Origin of the sequence: Marinomonas profundi (assembly GCF_020694005.1) — a bacterium.
In the GTDB taxonomy this organism is placed as follows: Bacteria; Pseudomonadota; Gammaproteobacteria; order Pseudomonadales; family Marinomonadaceae; genus Marinomonas; species Marinomonas profundi.
Genome location: NZ_CP073013.1, coordinates 2,955,919 through 2,974,432, shown reverse-complemented (window position 1 = coordinate 2,974,432; position 18,514 = coordinate 2,955,919). Strand labels below are relative to the sequence as shown.

Genomic DNA, 18,514 nt, shown 5'->3' with positions numbered 1-18,514 from the left:
AGCCTATTGCCAAGATGACGCCTTCCCTATAAAGCAAAGGGAAGGCAATAAGGTCTAAAGCTCGATGACTCTTGCGTTGTCGCCAAGGCGGCTACCAACATGACTAACGAGCATTAAAATATCGGGCTTGTAGTGGTTTTCTAGTGAGTAACAAATCCTTTCGATAGTGGCTTTGTCGAGTCCATCAAAGGGTTCGTCTAATAGTAAAACCGGCGTCTGCCTTAAAAGAAGACGCGCCAACGCGAGGCGTTTTCGTTGTCCGCCAGAGAGGTTGCGCCCTTGAGCGCTGAGCAAGGTTTCCAGTCCACTGGGGAGGCTTTTTGCCCAATCGGCCAAGGCGACGGCGTCAAGGACAGCCCAGAGTTGTTCGTCGGTTGCCGCAGGATCGCCAAGTAACAGGTTTGCGGCGATGCTTTGCTGGAAAATATAGGGGGTTTGTGGCAAGTAGCCTAGCTGCGATTGATAACACTGATTGCCATATAGATCACATGATTGATGATTAATCAGCGCCTCACCCGATGATAAACAATCGCCCGCCATAGCGGCCAACAAGGTCGATTTCCCAACGCCGCTGGCACCACGAAGCCAGATGGATTCACCTGTCTTCACACTAAAATCAATGGCGTTACTACCCATGCCGCTGGGCGCATAAAAACCGCGCCAATGCTTGAATGCCATGTAATGAATGCGGTCTATTTTGCTGTCTGCTTGCGCTTGGGCGTTTTGCTGCAGTTGGTTCAAGCGACGTAGGCCAACCTGAGATTGACCTTGCGCGACGAAGGATTGCACCAGTGGCAACACCAGTTCATTGACGGCCAATATTGATAAGACAAAACCGACGACCCAAGTGCCTTGCACGCCGTCTATCAACGCCCAACGCTTAGTGTCTTCGTTGAAGTCACTGAGCAAATAAAAGCTGCTGGCAAGTAGGACAATAGTGACGCCATAAGACAGCAAACGACCGAGACTCACCGCCTGTTGAATACGAATTTCTGTTCTGCGTTGGCGTTCATCCAGTTCATCAAGGCGTTGTGCGTAATCTTGCCAATGACCACGAATGGTCAAGGTAATTAAGGCTGAAAACAAACTCACAAAACGGCTGCGGCGATGAACCCCTAAAATCTGTCCAACGTGCACCGCATGGCGAGCAAAATGCCCACACACATACGGCACGATGACAACCTGTAAAGTGCCGGAAATCACCAATGGCCAAAGCAATATGGGGGAAATAACATACGCCAAAATAGCGACGGCAACATAGGCCAATAACGCGTATACCCAAGGTAAAAAGACCACCAAGGGCCAACGAATAATTTGATCAAGGTCACTGACTAAACGCTGTAATAAATCACCTCGGCTTTGTGCGTACAAATTGGCCGAGTCGTTGGCAACACGCTGATCCCATACCCAAAGACGTAAGAGACGCAGCAATCCCAACAAATGATTGTGGGCACTCACCTGCTCACCATAACGCCCCGCCGTACGAAGAATCGCCATAAAACGAATAATGGCACCAGGGGTTAAATAGTTAAACACAATGCCAACGCCCATGGCGGTGGCCAAGCCTGTTGCCGAGATGAACCACCCCGAAATTCCCAGTAACGCCACACCGGCTAAACTGGCCGCAACCCCCATCACCACCGGAAGACTAAATCCCCAAGGGCTGGCCAGTAAAAGGCGTTTAAGCGATAGCTTGGACCGGTTGCTCATGCAGACCTCCTTTGGTTAAAACCCAATGTTTGTCGACCCAAAGTATTGGGTGAGTATCATGACTGACGATCAATAGGGTTTTGCCTTTTGAGGCACGCTTTAACGTCGCCAGCACCGCTTGTGCGGTGTCTTTATCCAACCCAGAACAAGGCTCGTCTAGCAACCAAAGATCGGCCTTTGACAATAAGGCTCTAGCAATAGAAAGACGCTGCATTTGCCCACCAGAAAGCCCAGCCCCCAGTTCGGTGAGTTTGGTGTCCAACCCTGCCGGCAAAACATCAATAAATTCATCGCACTGACTTTCGATTAACGCTGTCCGCAAGGTTGCTTCGGTTGGCGTCTCAATCCCCAGCAGTAGATTGCGACGAATACTGCCATTGACCCACTCAGGCGTCTGCGGCAACCAAGCTAACTTGGCACGCCAATCGGCCAAATCCACCTCAGCAAACGGCTTGTCATTAACCCAAAACTCGCCTTGATAATCCTCTTCAAAGCCCAATAACAAATGCAATACACTGGATTTACCCACCCCAGATTCGCCGCTCAACCAAATTCGCTCACCTTGTTTAATCGTTGCACTAATGGGAGCAAATCGGTAACGGCCAGTATCACGCCAGCTTAGATGCTGAAAGCGGATAGACCTGAGTTGATTAACCATTGCAGCATTATTCGATTCAGCAGCAGAACCCCTCTCTTCTGGTGAAGAAGCGCCATGCACGGGCGTATCAAGAATTTCTAATAAATCGGTCGCCGCGGCTTCGGCTTTTTGCTTGGCGTGGTAGTCATTGCCAAGCTGGCGCAGTGGCAGATAAAACTCAGGAGCCAGCAGCAAAAGAAACATGGCCTGCGTCAAGGTCACAGGGGAAGAGCCAACTTGCCAGGGCAATATTTCCAACAACCCCAAGCCTAAATACAGCGCCACCATAGCAATCGACAATGACGCAAAAAGCTCAAGAGTAGCGGTGGATAAAAACGCCAATACCAACACGCCCATGGTGGTTTTCTGATAAGCACTGGCGCTATCAGACAAGCGCTCTCTGGCTTGATCAGTACGATTGAGGCGTTTTAATTCGGCCAATCCCTGACTCAAATCCATAAACTGATTCGACAGCATGGCGAGAACACTAAACTGACGACGATTGGCTTGTGCGGCTTTGTGACCGACAAAGACCATAAACACAATCACTAACGGTGCCGTCATCATAAAAACGAAAAATGCGATCCAAGAAATGGAGACGACAGAGAGTAAAATCACGCAAGGGATTAACATCACCATAAACACTTGCGGTTTATAGCGACTAAAGAAGTCGTCTAACGCATCGACTTGCTCATAAACCCGCGTAGAAAGCGCGGCGTCTTCTTCGATTCTTAAACGCGCGGGCCCAAGCTCGGTCAGATGCGACACCAGTTTGCGGCGCAAGCCGTAACGAATGTCACGACTTGCGCTGGTACAAATCCGCTCTCGGCCAAAATTCGCCAACGCCCGTAACAACACAGCAGACAAAGCAATCACTAAAAAAGACAAGGAAAAAGACTGCGACAGCGCCATGTCTGAAAACACCTTTGCCAGCGCCCAAGCCTGCAACACCAAAGACACCGCGAACAACACAGCAAAACCTTGCGCGAGTCGATACTTTGCCGATTGCTGTCGGGCTAATTGGCCTAGAAAGGCCACTTCTGGTGTTTTGATTCGACTAGGCTGACGAGTCTTCTGTGCTGCCTTCACTCCCGCCATCACGATTACTTCTGCTCCTCTTCGCCTTCATAGCCCTTAAATTCTAGCCATACCGCATTAATAATACCGAATGAGCAGGCCAATAAAACCCCTAATATCCAAGCAAAATACCACATAACGTCTCCTACAAGATGAGGCTCAATGGCCCCATCTTTGGTAATTAATGACTAATAAAGCGAGTGTTCGTTTTCTTCAATGTGTTTCTTCGTCACACGACCAAACATCACCAAGTAACTCCACAAAGTGTAAGCCAGAACAACCGGTACAAAGATGCAAGCGACCACAAACATAATCATCATGGTGTTTTCACTTGATGTGGCATCCCACATGGTCAAACTCATGCTTGGGTAGCTTGAAGATGGCATCAAGAAGGGGAACATCGATCCACCCGCAGTGACAATAATCCCCGTAATACCAAGCGATGAACTCAAGAACGCCAAGGCACCTTTTTTCATCACACCGGCCAACGCGGCCACCAACATGCCCGCAATGCCCATAATCGGCGCTAACATAAGCGCAGGAACTTTATCGTAGTTGGCTAACCAAGCTCCGGCTTGTACTTCCGCTGTTTTCATCAATGGTGTCATGACTTTATTACCGTCAATGACGCTGGTAAGCACATAACCATCAATGCCGTATGCTAACCAGATGCCTGCGATAATAAAGAAAACCGCCGCCAAAGTGCCTGTTACTGTTGTGGCTATACAGGCTTTACGGTGCAAGTTGCCGTCTGTTTTCATCTGCAACCAAGCGCCGCCTTGTGTCATCAGCATCATTAAGCTGACCAAGCCACAAAGAATCGCAAAGGGGTTCAATAAGCCAAAGAAAGAACCGGTATAAGTCACACGTAAATATTGGTCAAACTCAAACGGCACCCCTTGCAACAAGTTGCCAAAAGCCACACCGAAAATAATCGGCGGTACCGCAGAGCCAAACACGATGCCCCAGTCCCAACTCGTACGCCATGTCGAATTTTCTAGCTTAGAGCGATAATCGAAACCGATTGGACGGAAGAATAACGCCGCCAATACCAACATCATCGCAAAATAGAAACCAGAGAAAGACGTCGCGTACACCACAGGCCAAGCGGCAAATAACGCACCGCCTGCGGTGATAAACCACACTTGGTTGCCATCCCAATGGGGCGCAATCGAGTTAATCATGATACGGCGCTCAGAATCTGTGCCGCCAATCACTTTTAACAAGCTTCCCACGCCCATATCGAAACCATCTGTCACAGAGAAACCAATCAGCAAAACACCGATCAACACCCACCAAATGACTTTTAATAATTCGTAATCCATCTTACACCCCCTGCTTTAGCTGAGACGTTTCTTGTTCAAGTGCATAGCGACCTGTGTGCAAACTGGAAGGCCCCTGCTTAGCAAAACGAATCATTAAATACATCTCGGCGATCAAGAAAGCGGTATACAACACGGCAAAACCTGCGATCGTTATCCAAATTTCTGTCGCTGTTAAGTTAGAAACCGCCACATGAACCGGGAGGATTTCACCAATCGCCCATGGCTGGCGGCCATATTCAGCAACAAACCAACCCGTTTCATTCGCAATCCACGGCAAAGGTAGGCTTAACATAATCAGCTTTAAGAACCAGCGGTTCTGACCAATGCGACGGCGCGCATTTTGATAGAAAGCCGCCGCAAACAGAAACAGCATAATAAAGCCACAGGCAACCATGATACGAAAGGCAAAGAACAAGGGCGCCACTTGAGGAATAGAGTAATCGACCGCCATGTCAATTTCCTCTGAGGTCACTTTATTGATGTCCTCATTGAAGGCTGTGACCAGCAAACCATAGCCAAGATCGCCTTTGACTTTCTCAAAGTTTTCTTTCACTAAAGGGTCTGTCGATCCATCACGAAGTTGTGCAAGTAGCTGATTCGCATAGATACCGTTGATAATGCGCTGACGGTTATGCTCTTTCAGGTCTTTGATCCCCATCACTTCCTCGTCTAACGAGCGTGTCGCGATAATGCCCATCAGTCCAGGGATTTTCAGCGCGAACTCCGTCTCTTCAAGTGCTTGGTTCGGAAAGCCAATCAAGGTGAAATCTGCAGGCGCTTCCTGAGTTTCCCACTCTGCTTCAACCGCCGCCAATTTCACTTTTTGCACTTCGCCTAATTCATAACCAGACTCATCACCTAAGACAATCACACTTAAAATAGACGCCAAGCCAAACGCTGAAGCGATAGCAAAAGAACGACGCGCAAAAGCAAGGTCACGACCTTTAAGCAGGTAGTAACTAGAAATAACCAGAACGAAAATCGCCCCCGTGACATAACCTGCAGACACGGTGTGGACAAATTTCACTTGTGCTACTGGGTTCAAAATCAACGCGCCAAAATCCACCAGCTCCATGCGCATGGTTTCATAATTGAACTCAGACCCTACTGGGTTTTGCATCCAACCGTTGGCAATCAAGATCCACAGCGCAGAGAGGTTAGAGCCTAGCGCCACGCCCCAAGTCACCATTAAATGCTTCACTTTACTCAGGCGATCCCAACCAAAGAAGAACAAACCCACCAAGGTCGATTCAAGGAAGAAAGCCATCAAACCTTCAATGGCCAAAGGTGCCCCGAAAATATCCCCCACATAGTGAGAATAGTAAGACCAGTTCGTCCCGAACTGGAACTCCATCGTCAAACCGGTCGTCACCCCTAAGGCAAAGTTAATCCCAAACAATTTGCCCCAGAATTTCACCATATCTTTGTAAACTTGCTTACCTGTAATCACATAGACGGACTCCATGATCGCCAGTAAAAAAGCCAACCCCAGTGTTAAAGGGACAAATAAATAATGATACATAATCGTGAAAGCAAACTGAAAGCGCGATAAATCCACTACAGCTTCGTTAATCATATGACTTCAACCCATTCATTTGATTGAAAAAAAGGCGATTGCAGACACGTCTTATTGCCGTGTTCTTATTATCTAACGCCCACCGAAGTCCCAAACCTTTTGGGGCTTACTATAAGTCAGGATTATGAGTGCAGTTCCGATTTAAAACATTGCGTTAGATCAAGATAAAGAGAGTGAAGGGCAAAAAATGAAAGAAAGAAAAAGTATAAGTAAGAGCCGTTGTCTTTTTACGAGTCCCAATTACCGCGTCTTAAACTTTTAATTTGGCCTTTTTGCTTTTTTTGATCGACGCGCTTTCTCTGCGAGGAACGTGATGGCTTGGTGGGTCGTCGGGCTTTTTGCACACGAACTGCTTCGAGTATGAGCGCTTTTAAACGCGCCAGCGCGTCTTCTCGATTCAGTTCTTGAGTGCGATGCTGCTGTGCTTTAATCACAATATCGCCGTCTTTGGTCAGGCGAGAGTCACTTAACGCCAGCAAACGTTCTTTGTAAAATTCCGGCAAAGAAGAACTGGCGACATTGAACCTAAGGTGAATAGCAGAAGAGACCTTATTGACATTCTGTCCGCCTGCGCCTTGCGCTCGAATGGCGGTTAATTCAATTTCGTGGTCTGGGATCGCTACGGCGAGGGTAATTTGCAGCATAATAATTGCGTTATATGTCTCTCTATTTAAATGGACAGGGATTATAACAGGCTTAGTAAGTATATGCTTTGGCACATCGTTTATAGGCAGGTTTTCAGTTACAATCGCTTTTTTATTCGAACGCTTTTTTATTCAAATGCTTTTTTATTCAAATGCTTTTTTATTCAAACTAATAGTAGGAGTTTTTTGTGACCCAGTTCCGTCCTTGTATCGATCTGCACCAAGGCAAGGTTAAGCAAATTGTAGGTGGAAGCCTCAATGACAAAGGCGCCACAGAGAATTTTATCAGTGAACACAACGCCGAACATTATGCCAATATGTATCGTGAACATGGCCTCACTGGCGGACACGTTATTGCGTTAGGTAAAGGCAACCAAGAAGAGGCGTTAAGCGCCCTTCGCGCTTATCCTAATGGTTTACAATTTGGCGGCGGCGTTAAAGACAGCAATGCAGCAAGCTATCTAGCCGCTGGGGCGTCTCATGTTATTGTCACCTCTTATTTGTTTGAAAACGGCGAGTTTTCATGGGATCGCTTAGATAAGATCAAGCGTGAAACAGGCACCGATCGATTGGTACTGGATTTGAGTTGTCGCCGTACAAAAGACGGCTGGTACATTGCCACAGATCGCTGGCAAACCATTACCTCGACACAAGTCAATCAAGAAAATTTAATCGAACTGGCCAACCACTGCGACGAATTTCTTATTCACGCGGCGGACGTGGAAGGTTTGCAAGCGGGCATCGATGAAGACTTAGTCACGCTTCTCGGTCAAGGCTGCCCTGTTGCTGTGACTTACGCTGGAGGCGCGCGCTCCCTAGCAGACTTAAAGCGCGTGCATGAATTATCCAATGGAAAAGTCGATTTAACCATCGGCAGCGCCTTGGATATTTTTGGCGGCAAAGGTGTGACATTAGACGAATGCATTTTATGGAACCAGTCTCAAAATAATCGCATTGCCGTTTAATCATTACCGTTTAATTGCCGTCTACCTGATAGAACAGATGCCTCATAGCCCATGATAAAGGGAATTTTAGATCACATTAACACCCCCTTTATCATGGGCAAAAGTCACCACACTAAAGCCTCAAGCATAAGCGGACGGTGTCACTTCGACTCGACATCCCTCCTCCCATGACGCATACTTGCGCTACTTATTTTTTGCCCTTATCTTAGGATGATTCAATGCCTACATTTCGCACAGGCCTTTTACTTGCAACGCTTTTTCTCAGCGCATGCTCGATGCCAACATCACAAGAATTACATTTCCCACAAACAGAGGAAATCACACCTAAAACACATCAGGACGACGCCACTAATTCAACAAAGAAAACCACTTTGATCGAAGCCAAAGCGCAATTAGATGAGCAAATCCAGCGCGCTAAAAGCCATTATGAAGAAATACAAAGCCGTACAGGAAGCGCACAAGATCGCCCTAACCTAGTCGCTACGACAGACGCCTTAACAGAGACCGAAATCCATAACCAAAACCAGCAGCTGCGCCATTACATCAGCAAAACAAATACCGAGATTGCGGTCTTAAATGCGCGCGTAGACAATAGACAGAAATCCCCTTTAAAAGGCGATTTGATTCGTATCTTTTTGTCAGAAGCGACAGTCAATGGCGACAAAAGCACCTTTAAGGCACAACCTCTTGTTGGCCAATGGATTAGAGGGGAAAGCCGAGTCATTCGCTTAAAAGACAATCTTCTGTTTGAAAGCCCGCTATCAGAAGACTTACAGATTACCTTTTCGGAAAAGTACCAGCTTATTATCAATGACCAAGTAATCAGCGTGATCAATCCCAATAAAGCAAAAAACAGCGCAAGCTTTGAGGTTCCAACACACAGCAAGCAAGGCACTGTTGTTGGTAAGCTAGACTACCGAATTATCGAAGAATAAAGATCGCCAGCGGCCTAAAGGTACAAACGCTTAGCACGGCTTTTAGGTCCGTCGTCGCATTCCTCAAGGTCGTTATCCTTCAAGCTTAGCCGCCGCTCTTTTGTGCCGCACCTTGTCCAACAGCACCTGAAGGCAGGTTATATCGTCTATTAGGGTATAGGCAAGTCGTCGATCCCTTAATCTACAAGCCATTTTCCCTAATCGTTTTACCACTTGGCAATTCACCAACATCACCCGATTGGGCAGGTGTTTTTCTGGTGCGTTCAGCGCCGACAAATACGCTTTGGCAACATAACCCGGTTCGGGGTTCATGGTACCGGTGTCTTCAGGCAAAGCCCCGACGTTAAGCAACAACTGTTCAGCCAAGCGACAATATAAAGACGACACTTTTTTAAAAACATGCTGATCCAGGGTGTTACCAACACGACGGCATAATGCGGCATTGGCAAAAAAACCATCAAAGCACATGGATAATAGATCACACAAAATACGCGAGTCCGTATTTTGGTGTGGCTCTTTGGCGAAAAAACAATCATCAAGCATGTTCTGCTTCCTTTCAAAAAAGGGTGAACTTTGTGCAAATAAGGATAATTAAGACCGTGTTTAATGCAAAGTTACCGCAAAAGACTAGGACAGACTTATCACCCTATGATTCCATGACGCTATAAAATCCATGATCAAATTAGGGAAAATAATAATGTCTTCACCAAAGCTGTTTATGCATGTTCAAGACCCATTATTAGCTTCAAATCTACTGTCACTACAAAGCGTTCGACAATACGAGCTTAACCTTAGCCATCAGGGTGAAAGCTGGCTAGAGCAGCTCACCAGCGCCCAATGTGATGTCGCTCTGATTGAAGTCAACTCCTTGCATGACAGCGCGTTAAAAGCCCTGATTAATAGCCCTGTCCTTTATAAAACAGAATTTTTATTTTTTAGCCAAGGAACACCGGATCCGATACTGGATTGCCTGATGCGTAAAGGCGCTGGTTTTCACTATCGTGCGCCCTTTAATATCAAGCTGATTCAATCTTCATTAGAAGAAGTCTTTTGCGAACTCAACCCTTCTCACGAAAGCATCAGCACACAAACCAGCTATCTGGATCAATTTGGCTTGTTAGTTGGCTCGTCTACGGCCATGCACTCGCTTTATCGCACCATTCGTAAAGTCGCTACCACCAACGCCAACGCGTTTATCATTGGCGAAAGCGGCACAGGCAAAGAGTTGATCGCTAACACCTTGCACGTTTTTAGCCAACGAGCAGAAGGTCCGTTTGTGGCGATCAACTGCGGCGCCCTAAGCCCAGAACTCATCGACAGCGAATTATTTGGTCACGTCAAAGGCGCTTTTACCGGAGCCCACAAAGATCATCAAGGCGTCTTCGAACAAGCCGAAGGTGGCACGCTATTTTTAGACGAAGTCACCGAAATGCCCTACGAGCAACAAGTTAAACTATTAAGAGTACTCGAAAGCGGTGAATACAAACCGGTTGGCGCTCAACACGTAAAAATGGCCAACGTACGAATTATTGCGGCCACCAATCGTGCGTTGAAAGAGGCGATTCGTGACGAAATTTTTCGTGAAGACCTGTATTTTCGTTTGGCACAATTCCCCATTATGGCGCCAAGACTCAGAGACCGCGACGGTGACACCTGTGGCCTTGCGCAACACTTTTTGGCTTACCGCAATACTCAAGATGGCCAACGTAAACAGCTTTCTACACCAAGCCTAGAAAAAATTGGCCGTTACTCTTGGCCCGGCAATGTGAGGGAACTCAAACACGCCATTGAACGCGCCTATATTCTTGCTGACAATGTCATTCATCCAGAACACCTTATCACCGATGATGTCAATGATCAGACGAAAAACGACGCAAGCCGTGGCGTACCGACAGGAATGCGTCTAGACGACATAGAAAAAATCGCCATACTCAAAACTCTAAAAAAGAACGATGGTAATAAAACCGATACGGCGAATCAGCTGGGCATTAGCATCAAAACCCTTTACAACAAGCTCGAAAAATATGAACAGATGGATTTTTTATAGCACTTGTGTTCAGTCAATTTGCTTGCGATTTGTTGGGTTACTATCTATTGCTCGTCATTCCATTTTCGTTGCCTAACATCCGTTACTCAAAGCAAAATGCCAGAAAAAAGGCCGATCTATTCGGCCTTTTTTCTCTTCAGCTTAGCAATCAGTGTCTTTGGCGTTCATACCTTCTTTCGCGTCTTCACACGCATCTTCAACCGCATTACCTGTGTCGGTCATGGTGTCTTCAACGGCGTTACCCGTGTCGGTCATGGCGTCTTCTACCGCGTTACCTGCATTATTTAAAGTATCACCCGCATCATCCATGGTTTGCTCTATTGCATCACCCGTATTGGACATAGCATCTTCTACTTTATTATCTTCAGCATCTTGACCACATGCCGCTAGTGTCGCGGCCGTAACAAGAACCAAAGCGGTATTGAGTAGAGTGCGTTTAATATTCATAATGGTAACCTCCATTTAGTGTTTAAAATATCGGGAGAAATTGGCCCTAGCGGCCGCTCCCAAATGATCAACTCAACAAGCTAAGCAAATACTTTCTGCGCTTAATCGTTGATTTCCATTAGACTATTGCGAAGGTTGTGCCAACTTTATAAAAACACACTAAACCATTGATATTTAATAACTTTCCAAAAAACCAAAGCAACATCTCTTTGTACCTCCCATCGCCAACACGTAGTTTTTACAAATCCCCTCGGTAACAATTTCCGTCTAGGAAGGGTAAAGACGCAAACAATGTGGTTCAGACAGCGCGAAATAGACAAAAATCCGCTTGAATGTTTGCGCATCTCCCATAGAATTGGCGCATCTCTCATTAGATTTGCGTATCTCTCATTAGATTTGCGTATCTCTCATTGAATTGGCACAACGCCCTTGCCTGAAACAAAGCATGATTAAGGATCACTTATGAGCGCACTGTATACCTCCCCTATACTAGACGGCTTTCGCATGCCAGCAGAACACGAGCCGCAAGAGCAAGTTTGGATGGCTTGGCCCACCCGCGAAGACAACTGGCGCGAAAAAGGCAAATACGCTCAACCAGAGTTTGTTGCCGTGGCGTCCGCCATTGCTAAGTTCACGCCAGTCACCTTTATTGTTGGTGCGGCTCATTACCAACAAGCACGCTCTGCTCTACCCGATCACATACGGTTAATTGAAATCCCTTCTGACGATTGCTGGATGCGCGACATAGGCGCCACTTATGTGGTGAACGATCAGGGCGAACGCCGAGCCAATAGCTGGCAGTTTAACGCATGGGGAGGCGAATTAGACGGCTTATACGATGCTTGGCAACAAGACAATGCCGTGGCAGAAAAAATGGCCGCCATCACAGGCGATTATGTTTATGAAGCGCCCTTGATTTTAGAAGGCGGCTCTATTCATGTGGATGGCGAAGGCACCCTGTATACAACAGAGGAGTGTTTGCTTCATCCAAGCCGGAACCCAGATTTAAGCAAGGCAGACATTGAAGATTTATTAAAAGTCTATTTGAACGTCGAAAAAATCATCTGGCTAAAAAACGGATTATTCAACGACGAAACCAACGGTCATATCGACAATATCCTGCACGTGATTCGCCCCGGTGTGGTCGCCCTAACCGATTGCAACGACCCAAACGACCCGCAATATGCCATTAGCCAAGATGCGTTGCGCGTATTAAGCCAAACCACCGATGCAAAGGGACGAACACTGGAGATCATCAAACTGCCACTGCCGGGGCCGCTTTTTGTCTCAGCAGACGAAGCCAAAAACCTAACTGAAAGCCCTTATATGAATCGCCAAGTGGGCGAACGCCTTGCCGCCTCTTACGCCAATTTTTTAATCTGTAATGAAGGCATCGTGTTTCCATTACTTGACGACAACACCGACGAGCAAGCGAAACAGATTCTACAAGGCGCGTTTCCGAATCATCAGGTTATTGGTGTGCCTGCGAGAAACATATTACTCGGTGGCGGAAACATTCATTGCATTACTCAGCAAGTACCGAAAAAACATGCCATTTAAAGGCATTCAAATGATTGAATTCCGTTATCGTTTAGTAACAAATATTGTGTTGCAATTTGCCTTTAAAAACATCAAAAATAGGCCGTCTTTATGACCATGATATTTCTGTTTGTAGAGCACTCACACTGTGCTAATCTCGTTACTGAGCACCTTGTATAAATGAGTGATAACACATTGGTGTGAGTGTATTTTCTGGCTAGAACATAAAATATATTTATGTTCGGTTGTACCAATTGAAGCATGTTGCTTCTTATTTACGATGGCGTATTTCGCTTGGGGTAATATTAATGGATTCCACGTTCACTTTATTGGAGTTAGGCTGGCAGGCTTACTTTCAACAACAGTTATCATTGGATGATTTAGAGTCTAACCGTATTGCTCGTATCTGCGCTCAAAAAGGCAGTCAATATGAGCTTGCTAGTGAGTTCGGATTGTTTACTTTAGAAAGCAATTCAGAGACGCCCACCATGACGGTAGGTGATTGGGTGGTAACAGACACCGAACACCACTTTTTGCGCCTTTTAGAACCCAGCTCGATATTTGAAAACAGTGCGTCCAATATCGACACGGTGTTTTTAATCTGTGCGCTCAATCAAGATTTCAATTTGGCGCTGATCAAACGCTATTTAGAGATGACCCATGACGCCCAAGCCAACGCCGTTGTTGTACTCACAAAAGCAGACTTAAGTGACGACGCCGCTGAAAAACGCGCTCTAGTGGAAAAACTGGATCCCTTGCTGATAGTTGAAACCGTGAACGCCTTGGATGCTAATAGCTTACGCTGCTTATCGCCCTTCCTTAAAAAAGGCAAAACCATTGCCTTGCTTGGCGCAGTCGGCTCAGGTAAGTCCGCTTTAATCAACACGCTAATGCAAACCGCTGAAGAAGGCACAACCCCTAAAAACATTGGTGAGTCTGGCGCCTTAAAAATCATGCCCTCTGGTGCTATCTTGCTCGACACAAAAAGCATGCGCGAGCGACAGATTGCACAGTTCGACAGCAGTGCTATTGCTAACTTTGCCGACATTATTGCATTGGAAAAAGACTGCCGTTTCAGTGATTGCCACCACCAAGGTGAACCAGGTTGCGCCATTAAAGGCGCGGTTAAAGCCAACCGCTTAGATACTCAACGTGTGGCTGACTTTATGTTACTGCGTAACGAAGACAGTGATAATGATCAAGTAACCAGATCGAAACCACAGGAAAAGTTCTATCGTAGCGCACAATCAGACATACGCGCGCGCAAACACAGCTCTGCCGAGTAATATTAAGAGCGATCTAACGATTTGCAAAACAGAAAGCGGCCATTCATTATGCGCCGCTTTTTTATTGCCACTCATCCGACTGTCATTCGATAAAAAACCATGCAATAAAAAACCACTCAATAAAAGACCGTGCTCTTTACAGCCAGCGCTTGAGTGTTTATAACACCCCCTCGCTATTCATTTTTACCAGTCAAACCAACCGAGGCAGCTTTTCTGAATCACCATGTCTAATACTTTATTGATTTACTCCACCACAGACGGTCACACAAAAAAGATCAGCCTAACAATGCAAGCTTTCATCGAAACTCAAGGCCACAACGTCACCCTTGTTGCGGTAGAAGACGCCACCGCAGAGACTCTTGCCAATCATGACAAAGTCGTCATTGGCGCCAGTATTCGCTATGGCAAACACCAAAAAGTCGTCGCCGACTTTATTACCCACCATAAAGCACTGCTTGAAAACAAACCCAGCGCGTTTTATACGGTGAACCTCGTTGCTCGCAAGCCTGAAAAATGTCAACCGGATACTAATCCATACATTATTAAATTCTTAGCGCAACTCGATTGGCAACCCAGTTTACAAGGCGTGTTTGCTGGAAAATTAAATTATCCGCAATACGGCTTGATCGACCGGAACATGATTCGTTTTATCATGTGGATGACCAAAGGCCCCACCGACCCAAGCACTAATGTGGAGTTTACCGACTGGCAGAGCGTTAATCGCTTCGCTCAAGCGGTCTGTGATATGGCGTTAGACAACGATAATTAACCGGCAGCCTCTTGTCTTACATATCGTAAACGGCCCTGTTTAATGCAGCATCACTTTGCTTTGTCGCCTCGCGAGTCGTTCATGCCATTTACCCGCATGGGAACGCTCGCAGGCTTCTTCAGTATCAAAACTCACCGACTGGCGAAGCTTATCAAGCTTGATGTTAACGACATTTAATTCGCACTTGATAAGCTCATATAAATAATCATTTTGCTTAGCGTCAATAGCGTTAGACAAGGCCTCGTCGGTGTCAAAAACACAAACGATCTTGAGTGAATTAGGAAACGCATTGTAATCCACTAAATGCGTTAACCAAACAAACCCATTAACAGACGCCAGTGCTGTTTCACACACCTTAGTCAGAGCCTCTCGAAGGGCATTTTCTATTTTTTTATCGGATTTTTTCATATAGATTCATCGCTAAATTAAACAAGACGGAAGTGTAACCTGTTGAGAAGTCACAACCAACACAGACCACCAGACTCAAGATACGTACCCAACTCAAGCACATAACTTGGATAAAAATACTATTTTGAAGATTAAGCGTTTCTATCAACTATTCAGTCGCTTCCCGATGGATTACACTATTTACTAACGATAAAACCGCCCCCAAACATGTGATAAAAGCAGGAAACGTCTCAAGACACACTGCTTTTGCTTTGATTTAAGACACCTATTAAGGAACCCCGCTGTGAAAAAAGTATTTATTGATGGCGAAACAGGCACCACAGGTCTGCAAGTAAAAGATCGCCTAGTGAATCACCCACACATTGAAATAATTAGTATTGATCCAGCTAAAAAGCGCGATGTGGAAGAAAAGCGCCGCCTGATGAAAGAAGCGGACGTAACCGTGCTTTGTCTACCAGATGATGCCGCAAAAGACAGCGTTCTATTGGCGAAACAAGAAGGCTGCCGTATTTTGGACGCCAGCTCGGTTCACCGTGTCGCCGAAGGTTGGGTTTATGGCTTGCCTGAACTCGATGTCACGCAGCGCGATAAAATCAAAAATGCCCAGTTTGTTTCTAATCCTGGCTGTTACCCAACGGGGGTGATCTTACTCTTAAAACCCTTGATTGAAGCGGGCTTATTGTCTGCCTCTTATGACTATTCAATCAATGCGGTCTCGGGTTACAGCGGTGGCGGCAACGCGCTCATTGATCGCTTCGAAAGCGCTGACGACACGCCTATCTTTGGTGCTTATGGCTTAGCGTTCAACCACAAACACCTAGCCGAAATGAAAAAATGGTCAGACTTAGACAAGACCCCTATTTTTGTACCAAGCGTAGGTAACTTCCGCCAAGGCATGTTGAGTTTCTTACCCATTCAACTAAACGGCGATGTCACCATGGAACAGCTACAAGCTAAACTGGCCGAAGTGTATGCCAACGACACCTTTGTCACCGTCAATGGTTTTAATGTGATCGTCGATAACGCCACCCCCTTCTTAACGCCACACGGCCTAGAAGACACCAACCAAATAGAGTTATCCGTTCTCAGCGAACCGGGCAATAAATCAGGCATACTGGTTGCAAAACTCGACAACCTCGGCAAAGGCGCCTCTGGTGCAGCCGTACAAAACCTCAACATCATGCTGGGTTTTGACGAAGACATTGCAGTAAATCTACGCTAATAAAGCCGTGGTCTTAGCACCATATGAAAACTCCTATTGGAGAAAAGTTAATGTTACTAAAGTCCATACAACTAACGAACTTTTTAAGTTATGGCGATGAGTCAACTATGGTTGAACTCAAGCCACTTAATATAGTGATAGGAGCAAATGGTTCTGGTAAGTCAAACTTAATTGAAGCTATCGAGTTAATTCGCTCTGCGCCTAAAGACCTACTGACACCGATTCGTGATGGTGGCGGTATCCGTGATTGGTTATGGAAAGGCATTACGCCACCGCCGATAGCCACTATTAATGCCGTGTTTGAACACCCTAAAGGGCAATCAGCCCTTAGGTATCTATTAAGCTTTACAGAGGTTTCGCAACGGTTTGAAATCATTGATGAAAGGATTGAAAGCGAAGAACCGAGAAGTGGTCACCATAAACCTTATATTTTGTATAAATATGAAAATGGTCATGGTGTTCTGAACGTAAAAGGCAAAAACCGAACATTAAAGCATGAAGATATTGATATTTCAGCGTCTATTCTTGCTCAGCGTAAAGACCCTGACCAGTATCCTGAAGTGAGCTATTTGGGCGATGTATTCTCAAAAATTCGCCTTTACCGTGAATGGAGCTTTGGCCGCTATACACCACCACGTATGCCGCAAAAAGCGGATATGCGAAATGATTATTTAGAACCAGATTGCAGAAACCTTGGCTTGGTACTCAACCAAATTGGCCGTGACCCCATGGCTAAAAAACGTATTATTAATGCGCTTCAATCTTTATATGAAGGCGTAGATGATTATTACATTCAAATGGAAGGTGGAACCGTTCAGGTTTTTTTACATGAAGGGCCACTCTCAATTCCGGCAACGCGCCTCTCCGATGGCACTCTGCGTTATTTATGTCTGCTGGCCATTCTCTGTCACCCAAATCCACCGCCATTGATTTGTATCGAAGAACCAGAGTTGGGCCTGCATCCAGATGTCATTCCTACCGTTGCAGAGCTACTAAAAGAAGCCTCAGAGCGGACACAGCTTATTGTCACCACACACTCAGACATATTAGTTGATGCAATGACAGATCAACCCGAATCAGTTTTAGTTGCTGAAAAAAATGAGTCGGGCAGTCATTTAACACGTTTGAATGCAGAGAGTCTTAAGCCTTGGTTAGAAAAATACCGTTTAGGCCAACTTTGGACAAGAGGTGACATTGGAGGGACTCGCTGGTGAAATTATTTGTAGAAGGTGGAGGTAACAGTAACCAACTTAATACCGAATGTCGTAAAGGCTTCACCCAGTTTGTTACGGCAGCGGGTGTTAGCAAGCGCCCTCGTATTGTTGCTTGCGGCAGTCGTAATGATGCATACGACAGTTTTTGTACAGAAATTAAGAGTGGCAACCCTGCCATGCTGTTGGTGGACAGTGAAGCAGCGATAATAGCAGCCCACCAGAAAGATAAAGATTCAAGTAAATGGACGCCTTGGGAACACTTAAAGCAGCGACAAGGAGATGAATGGGATAAACCCGCAGGTGCGACCGATGTTCAATGCCACTTTATGGTGGAATGCATGGAAAACTGGTTTTTAGCCGATAGGGTTACCTTGGAAAAATTTTTCGGCCAAGGGTTTCACCTGGCATCTTTACCCGCTGTTGATCGAGCCATTGAGTCAGTGCCTAAAACGGAGGCATACAGTATGCTCAAAAAATCGACGTTAAAAAGCAAAAAAAGCGAATATGGGAAGGGTAACCACTCATTTAAACTACTGGCAGAAATCAACCCCAATCTCGTCATTGCTGCTTCTCCTTGGGCTGATCGCTTTATTACAGAATTAAAGAAAGCGATGAAATGTTAGCCCTTTAGCTAAGAACAGAGAAAACAAAATAAAGGACCCATTTCTTCGCTCCCCATTACGCCCAATATGACTAAACTTGGCAGACGATGG

18 protein-coding genes are annotated in these 18,514 nt (G+C 46.0%); 9 read left to right on the top strand and 9 right to left on the bottom strand.

Going from position 1 to position 18,514, the window contains the following annotated elements; all coding sequences use genetic code 11:
* Positions 1-54: 54 nt before the first annotated feature.
* From J8N69_RS13820 to arfB, 6 genes are all read right to left on the bottom strand, one after another.
* Positions 55-1,710 carry an amino acid ABC transporter ATP-binding/permease protein gene (locus J8N69_RS13820; RefSeq protein ID WP_168823297.1) on the bottom strand — a complete coding sequence of 552 codons (1,656 nt, stop codon included), beginning with the start codon at positions 1,708-1,710 and terminating at the stop codon, positions 55-57.
* Positions 1,682-3,445 (bottom strand): thiol reductant ABC exporter subunit CydD, encoded by a 1,764-nt coding sequence (gene cydD / locus J8N69_RS13815; protein ID WP_168823295.1) that lies wholly within the window; start codon positions 3,443-3,445, stop codon positions 1,682-1,684. Before cydD ends, J8N69_RS13820 begins: the two co-directional genes overlap by 29 nt.
* A gap of 5 nt (positions 3,446-3,450) precedes the next feature.
* Positions 3,451-3,561 carry a cytochrome bd-I oxidase subunit CydX gene (gene cydX, locus J8N69_RS13810; RefSeq protein WP_168823293.1) on the bottom strand — a complete coding sequence of 37 codons (111 nt, stop codon included), beginning with the start codon at positions 3,559-3,561 and terminating at the stop codon, positions 3,451-3,453.
* 51 nt (positions 3,562-3,612) lie between these two features.
* Complete coding sequence (cydB, locus tag J8N69_RS13805; protein ID WP_168823291.1) at positions 3,613-4,749, bottom strand: cytochrome d ubiquinol oxidase subunit II; 1,137 nt, start codon at positions 4,747-4,749, stop codon at positions 3,613-3,615.
* 1 nt (position 4,750) lies between these two features.
* Complete coding sequence (locus tag J8N69_RS13800) at positions 4,751-6,325, bottom strand: cytochrome ubiquinol oxidase subunit I (protein ID WP_168823289.1); 1,575 nt, start codon at positions 6,323-6,325, stop codon at positions 4,751-4,753.
* A gap of 227 nt (positions 6,326-6,552) precedes the next feature.
* Positions 6,553-6,969: an alternative ribosome rescue aminoacyl-tRNA hydrolase ArfB gene (arfB, locus tag J8N69_RS13795; RefSeq protein WP_168823287.1), complete on the bottom strand. Its 417-nt coding sequence runs from the start codon at positions 6,967-6,969 to the stop codon at positions 6,553-6,555.
* Positions 6,970-7,157: 188 nt separating this feature from the next.
* Between arfB and hisA the strand changes: the two genes are divergently transcribed.
* Together hisA and J8N69_RS13785 are read left to right on the top strand one after the other, a co-directional pair.
* Positions 7,158-7,934: a phosphoribosylformimino-5-aminoimidazole carboxamide ribotide isomerase gene (gene hisA / locus J8N69_RS13790; RefSeq protein ID WP_168823285.1), complete on the top strand. Its 777-nt coding sequence runs from the start codon at positions 7,158-7,160 to the stop codon at positions 7,932-7,934.
* Between the two features lie 275 nt (positions 7,935-8,209).
* Entirely contained in the window at positions 8,210-8,869 is a 660-nt protein-coding gene (locus J8N69_RS13785) for a hypothetical protein (RefSeq protein ID WP_168823282.1), read from the top strand.
* Positions 8,870-8,941: 72 nt separating this feature from the next.
* Here J8N69_RS13785 and J8N69_RS13780 read toward each other — a convergent pair whose 3' ends face one another.
* On the bottom strand, positions 8,942-9,412 hold the full coding sequence (locus J8N69_RS13780) for a hypothetical protein (protein WP_168823281.1): 471 nt from the start codon (positions 9,410-9,412) through the stop codon (positions 8,942-8,944).
* Between the two features lie 154 nt (positions 9,413-9,566).
* Between J8N69_RS13780 and J8N69_RS13775 the strand changes: the two genes are divergently transcribed.
* On the top strand, positions 9,567-10,916 hold the full coding sequence (locus J8N69_RS13775; protein ID WP_168823279.1) for a sigma-54 interaction domain-containing protein: 1,350 nt from the start codon (positions 9,567-9,569) through the stop codon (positions 10,914-10,916).
* A 141-nt stretch (positions 10,917-11,057) separates the two neighbouring features.
* Here the strand turns inward: J8N69_RS13775 and J8N69_RS13770 are convergent, their stop codons facing one another.
* Complete coding sequence (locus tag J8N69_RS13770) at positions 11,058-11,363, bottom strand: hypothetical protein (RefSeq protein ID WP_168823277.1); 306 nt, start codon at positions 11,361-11,363, stop codon at positions 11,058-11,060.
* A 462-nt stretch (positions 11,364-11,825) separates the two neighbouring features.
* Here J8N69_RS13770 and aguA point away from each other — a divergent pair, with 462 nt between their 5' ends.
* From aguA to hemG, 3 genes are all read left to right on the top strand, one after another.
* Positions 11,826-12,923 (top strand): agmatine deiminase, encoded by a 1,098-nt coding sequence (gene aguA / locus J8N69_RS13765; RefSeq protein WP_168823275.1) that lies wholly within the window; start codon positions 11,826-11,828, stop codon positions 12,921-12,923.
* Between the two features lie 287 nt (positions 12,924-13,210).
* The gene (rsgA, locus tag J8N69_RS13760) at positions 13,211-14,188 is read left to right on the top strand and encodes a GTPase RsgA (protein ID WP_168823273.1); all 978 of its coding nucleotides are present in this window, start codon (positions 13,211-13,213) and stop codon (positions 14,186-14,188) included.
* 223 nt (positions 14,189-14,411) lie between these two features.
* A complete protein-coding gene (gene hemG, locus J8N69_RS13755; protein ID WP_168823271.1) occupies positions 14,412-14,957 on the top strand; it encodes a menaquinone-dependent protoporphyrinogen IX dehydrogenase in 546 nt (181 codons plus the stop codon).
* A gap of 39 nt (positions 14,958-14,996) precedes the next feature.
* On the opposite strand, the gene J8N69_RS13750 is transcribed toward hemG, so the two are convergent.
* Complete coding sequence (locus J8N69_RS13750) at positions 14,997-15,365, bottom strand: Fis family transcriptional regulator (protein WP_168823269.1); 369 nt, start codon at positions 15,363-15,365, stop codon at positions 14,997-14,999.
* Between the two features lie 283 nt (positions 15,366-15,648).
* Here J8N69_RS13750 and argC point away from each other — a divergent pair, with 283 nt between their 5' ends.
* Genes argC through J8N69_RS13735 form a run of 3 tightly spaced genes read left to right on the top strand, consistent with a single transcriptional unit; the run spans position 15,649 to position 18,424 of the window.
* Complete coding sequence (argC, locus tag J8N69_RS13745; RefSeq protein ID WP_168823267.1) at positions 15,649-16,587, top strand: N-acetyl-gamma-glutamyl-phosphate reductase; 939 nt, start codon at positions 15,649-15,651, stop codon at positions 16,585-16,587.
* Positions 16,588-16,637: 50 nt separating this feature from the next.
* On the top strand, positions 16,638-17,801 hold the full coding sequence (locus J8N69_RS13740) for an AAA family ATPase (RefSeq protein ID WP_168823265.1): 1,164 nt from the start codon (positions 16,638-16,640) through the stop codon (positions 17,799-17,801).
* Positions 17,798-18,424, top strand: a complete 627-nt coding sequence (locus tag J8N69_RS13735; RefSeq protein WP_211084881.1) for a DUF4276 family protein — start codon at positions 17,798-17,800, stop codon at positions 18,422-18,424. The genes J8N69_RS13740 and J8N69_RS13735 overlap by 4 nt, the downstream gene beginning before the upstream one ends.
* Positions 18,425-18,514 lie beyond the last annotated feature (90 nt).

Coding starts and splice junctions, on each gene's coding strand:
- J8N69_RS13820 (WP_168823297.1), bottom strand. CDS start 1,710: ATGAGCAACCGGTCCAAGCTATCGCTTAAACGCCTTTTACTGGCCAGC.
- cydD (WP_168823295.1), bottom strand. CDS start 3,445: ATGGCGGGAGTGAAGGCAGCACAGAAGACTCGTCAGCCTAGTCGAATC.
- cydX (WP_168823293.1), bottom strand. CDS start 3,561: ATGTGGTATTTTGCTTGGATATTAGGGGTTTTATTGGCCTGCTCATTC.
- cydB (WP_168823291.1), bottom strand. CDS start 4,749: ATGGATTACGAATTATTAAAAGTCATTTGGTGGGTGTTGATCGGTGTT.
- J8N69_RS13800 (WP_168823289.1), bottom strand. CDS start 6,325: ATGATTAACGAAGCTGTAGTGGATTTATCGCGCTTTCAGTTTGCTTTC.
- arfB (WP_168823287.1), bottom strand. CDS start 6,969: ATGCTGCAAATTACCCTCGCCGTAGCGATCCCAGACCACGAAATTGAA.
- J8N69_RS13785 (WP_168823282.1), top strand. CDS start 8,210: ATGCCAACATCACAAGAATTACATTTCCCACAAACAGAGGAAATCACA.
- J8N69_RS13780 (WP_168823281.1), bottom strand. CDS start 9,412: ATGCTTGATGATTGTTTTTTCGCCAAAGAGCCACACCAAAATACGGAC.
- J8N69_RS13775 (WP_168823279.1), top strand. CDS start 9,567: ATGTCTTCACCAAAGCTGTTTATGCATGTTCAAGACCCATTATTAGCT.
- J8N69_RS13770 (WP_168823277.1), bottom strand. CDS start 11,363: ATGAATATTAAACGCACTCTACTCAATACCGCTTTGGTTCTTGTTACG.
- aguA (WP_168823275.1), top strand. CDS start 11,826: ATGAGCGCACTGTATACCTCCCCTATACTAGACGGCTTTCGCATGCCA.
- rsgA (WP_168823273.1), top strand. CDS start 13,211: ATGGATTCCACGTTCACTTTATTGGAGTTAGGCTGGCAGGCTTACTTT.
- hemG (WP_168823271.1), top strand. CDS start 14,412: ATGTCTAATACTTTATTGATTTACTCCACCACAGACGGTCACACAAAA.
- J8N69_RS13750 (WP_168823269.1), bottom strand. CDS start 15,365: ATGAAAAAATCCGATAAAAAAATAGAAAATGCCCTTCGAGAGGCTCTG.
- J8N69_RS13740 (WP_168823265.1), top strand. CDS start 16,638: ATGTTACTAAAGTCCATACAACTAACGAACTTTTTAAGTTATGGCGAT.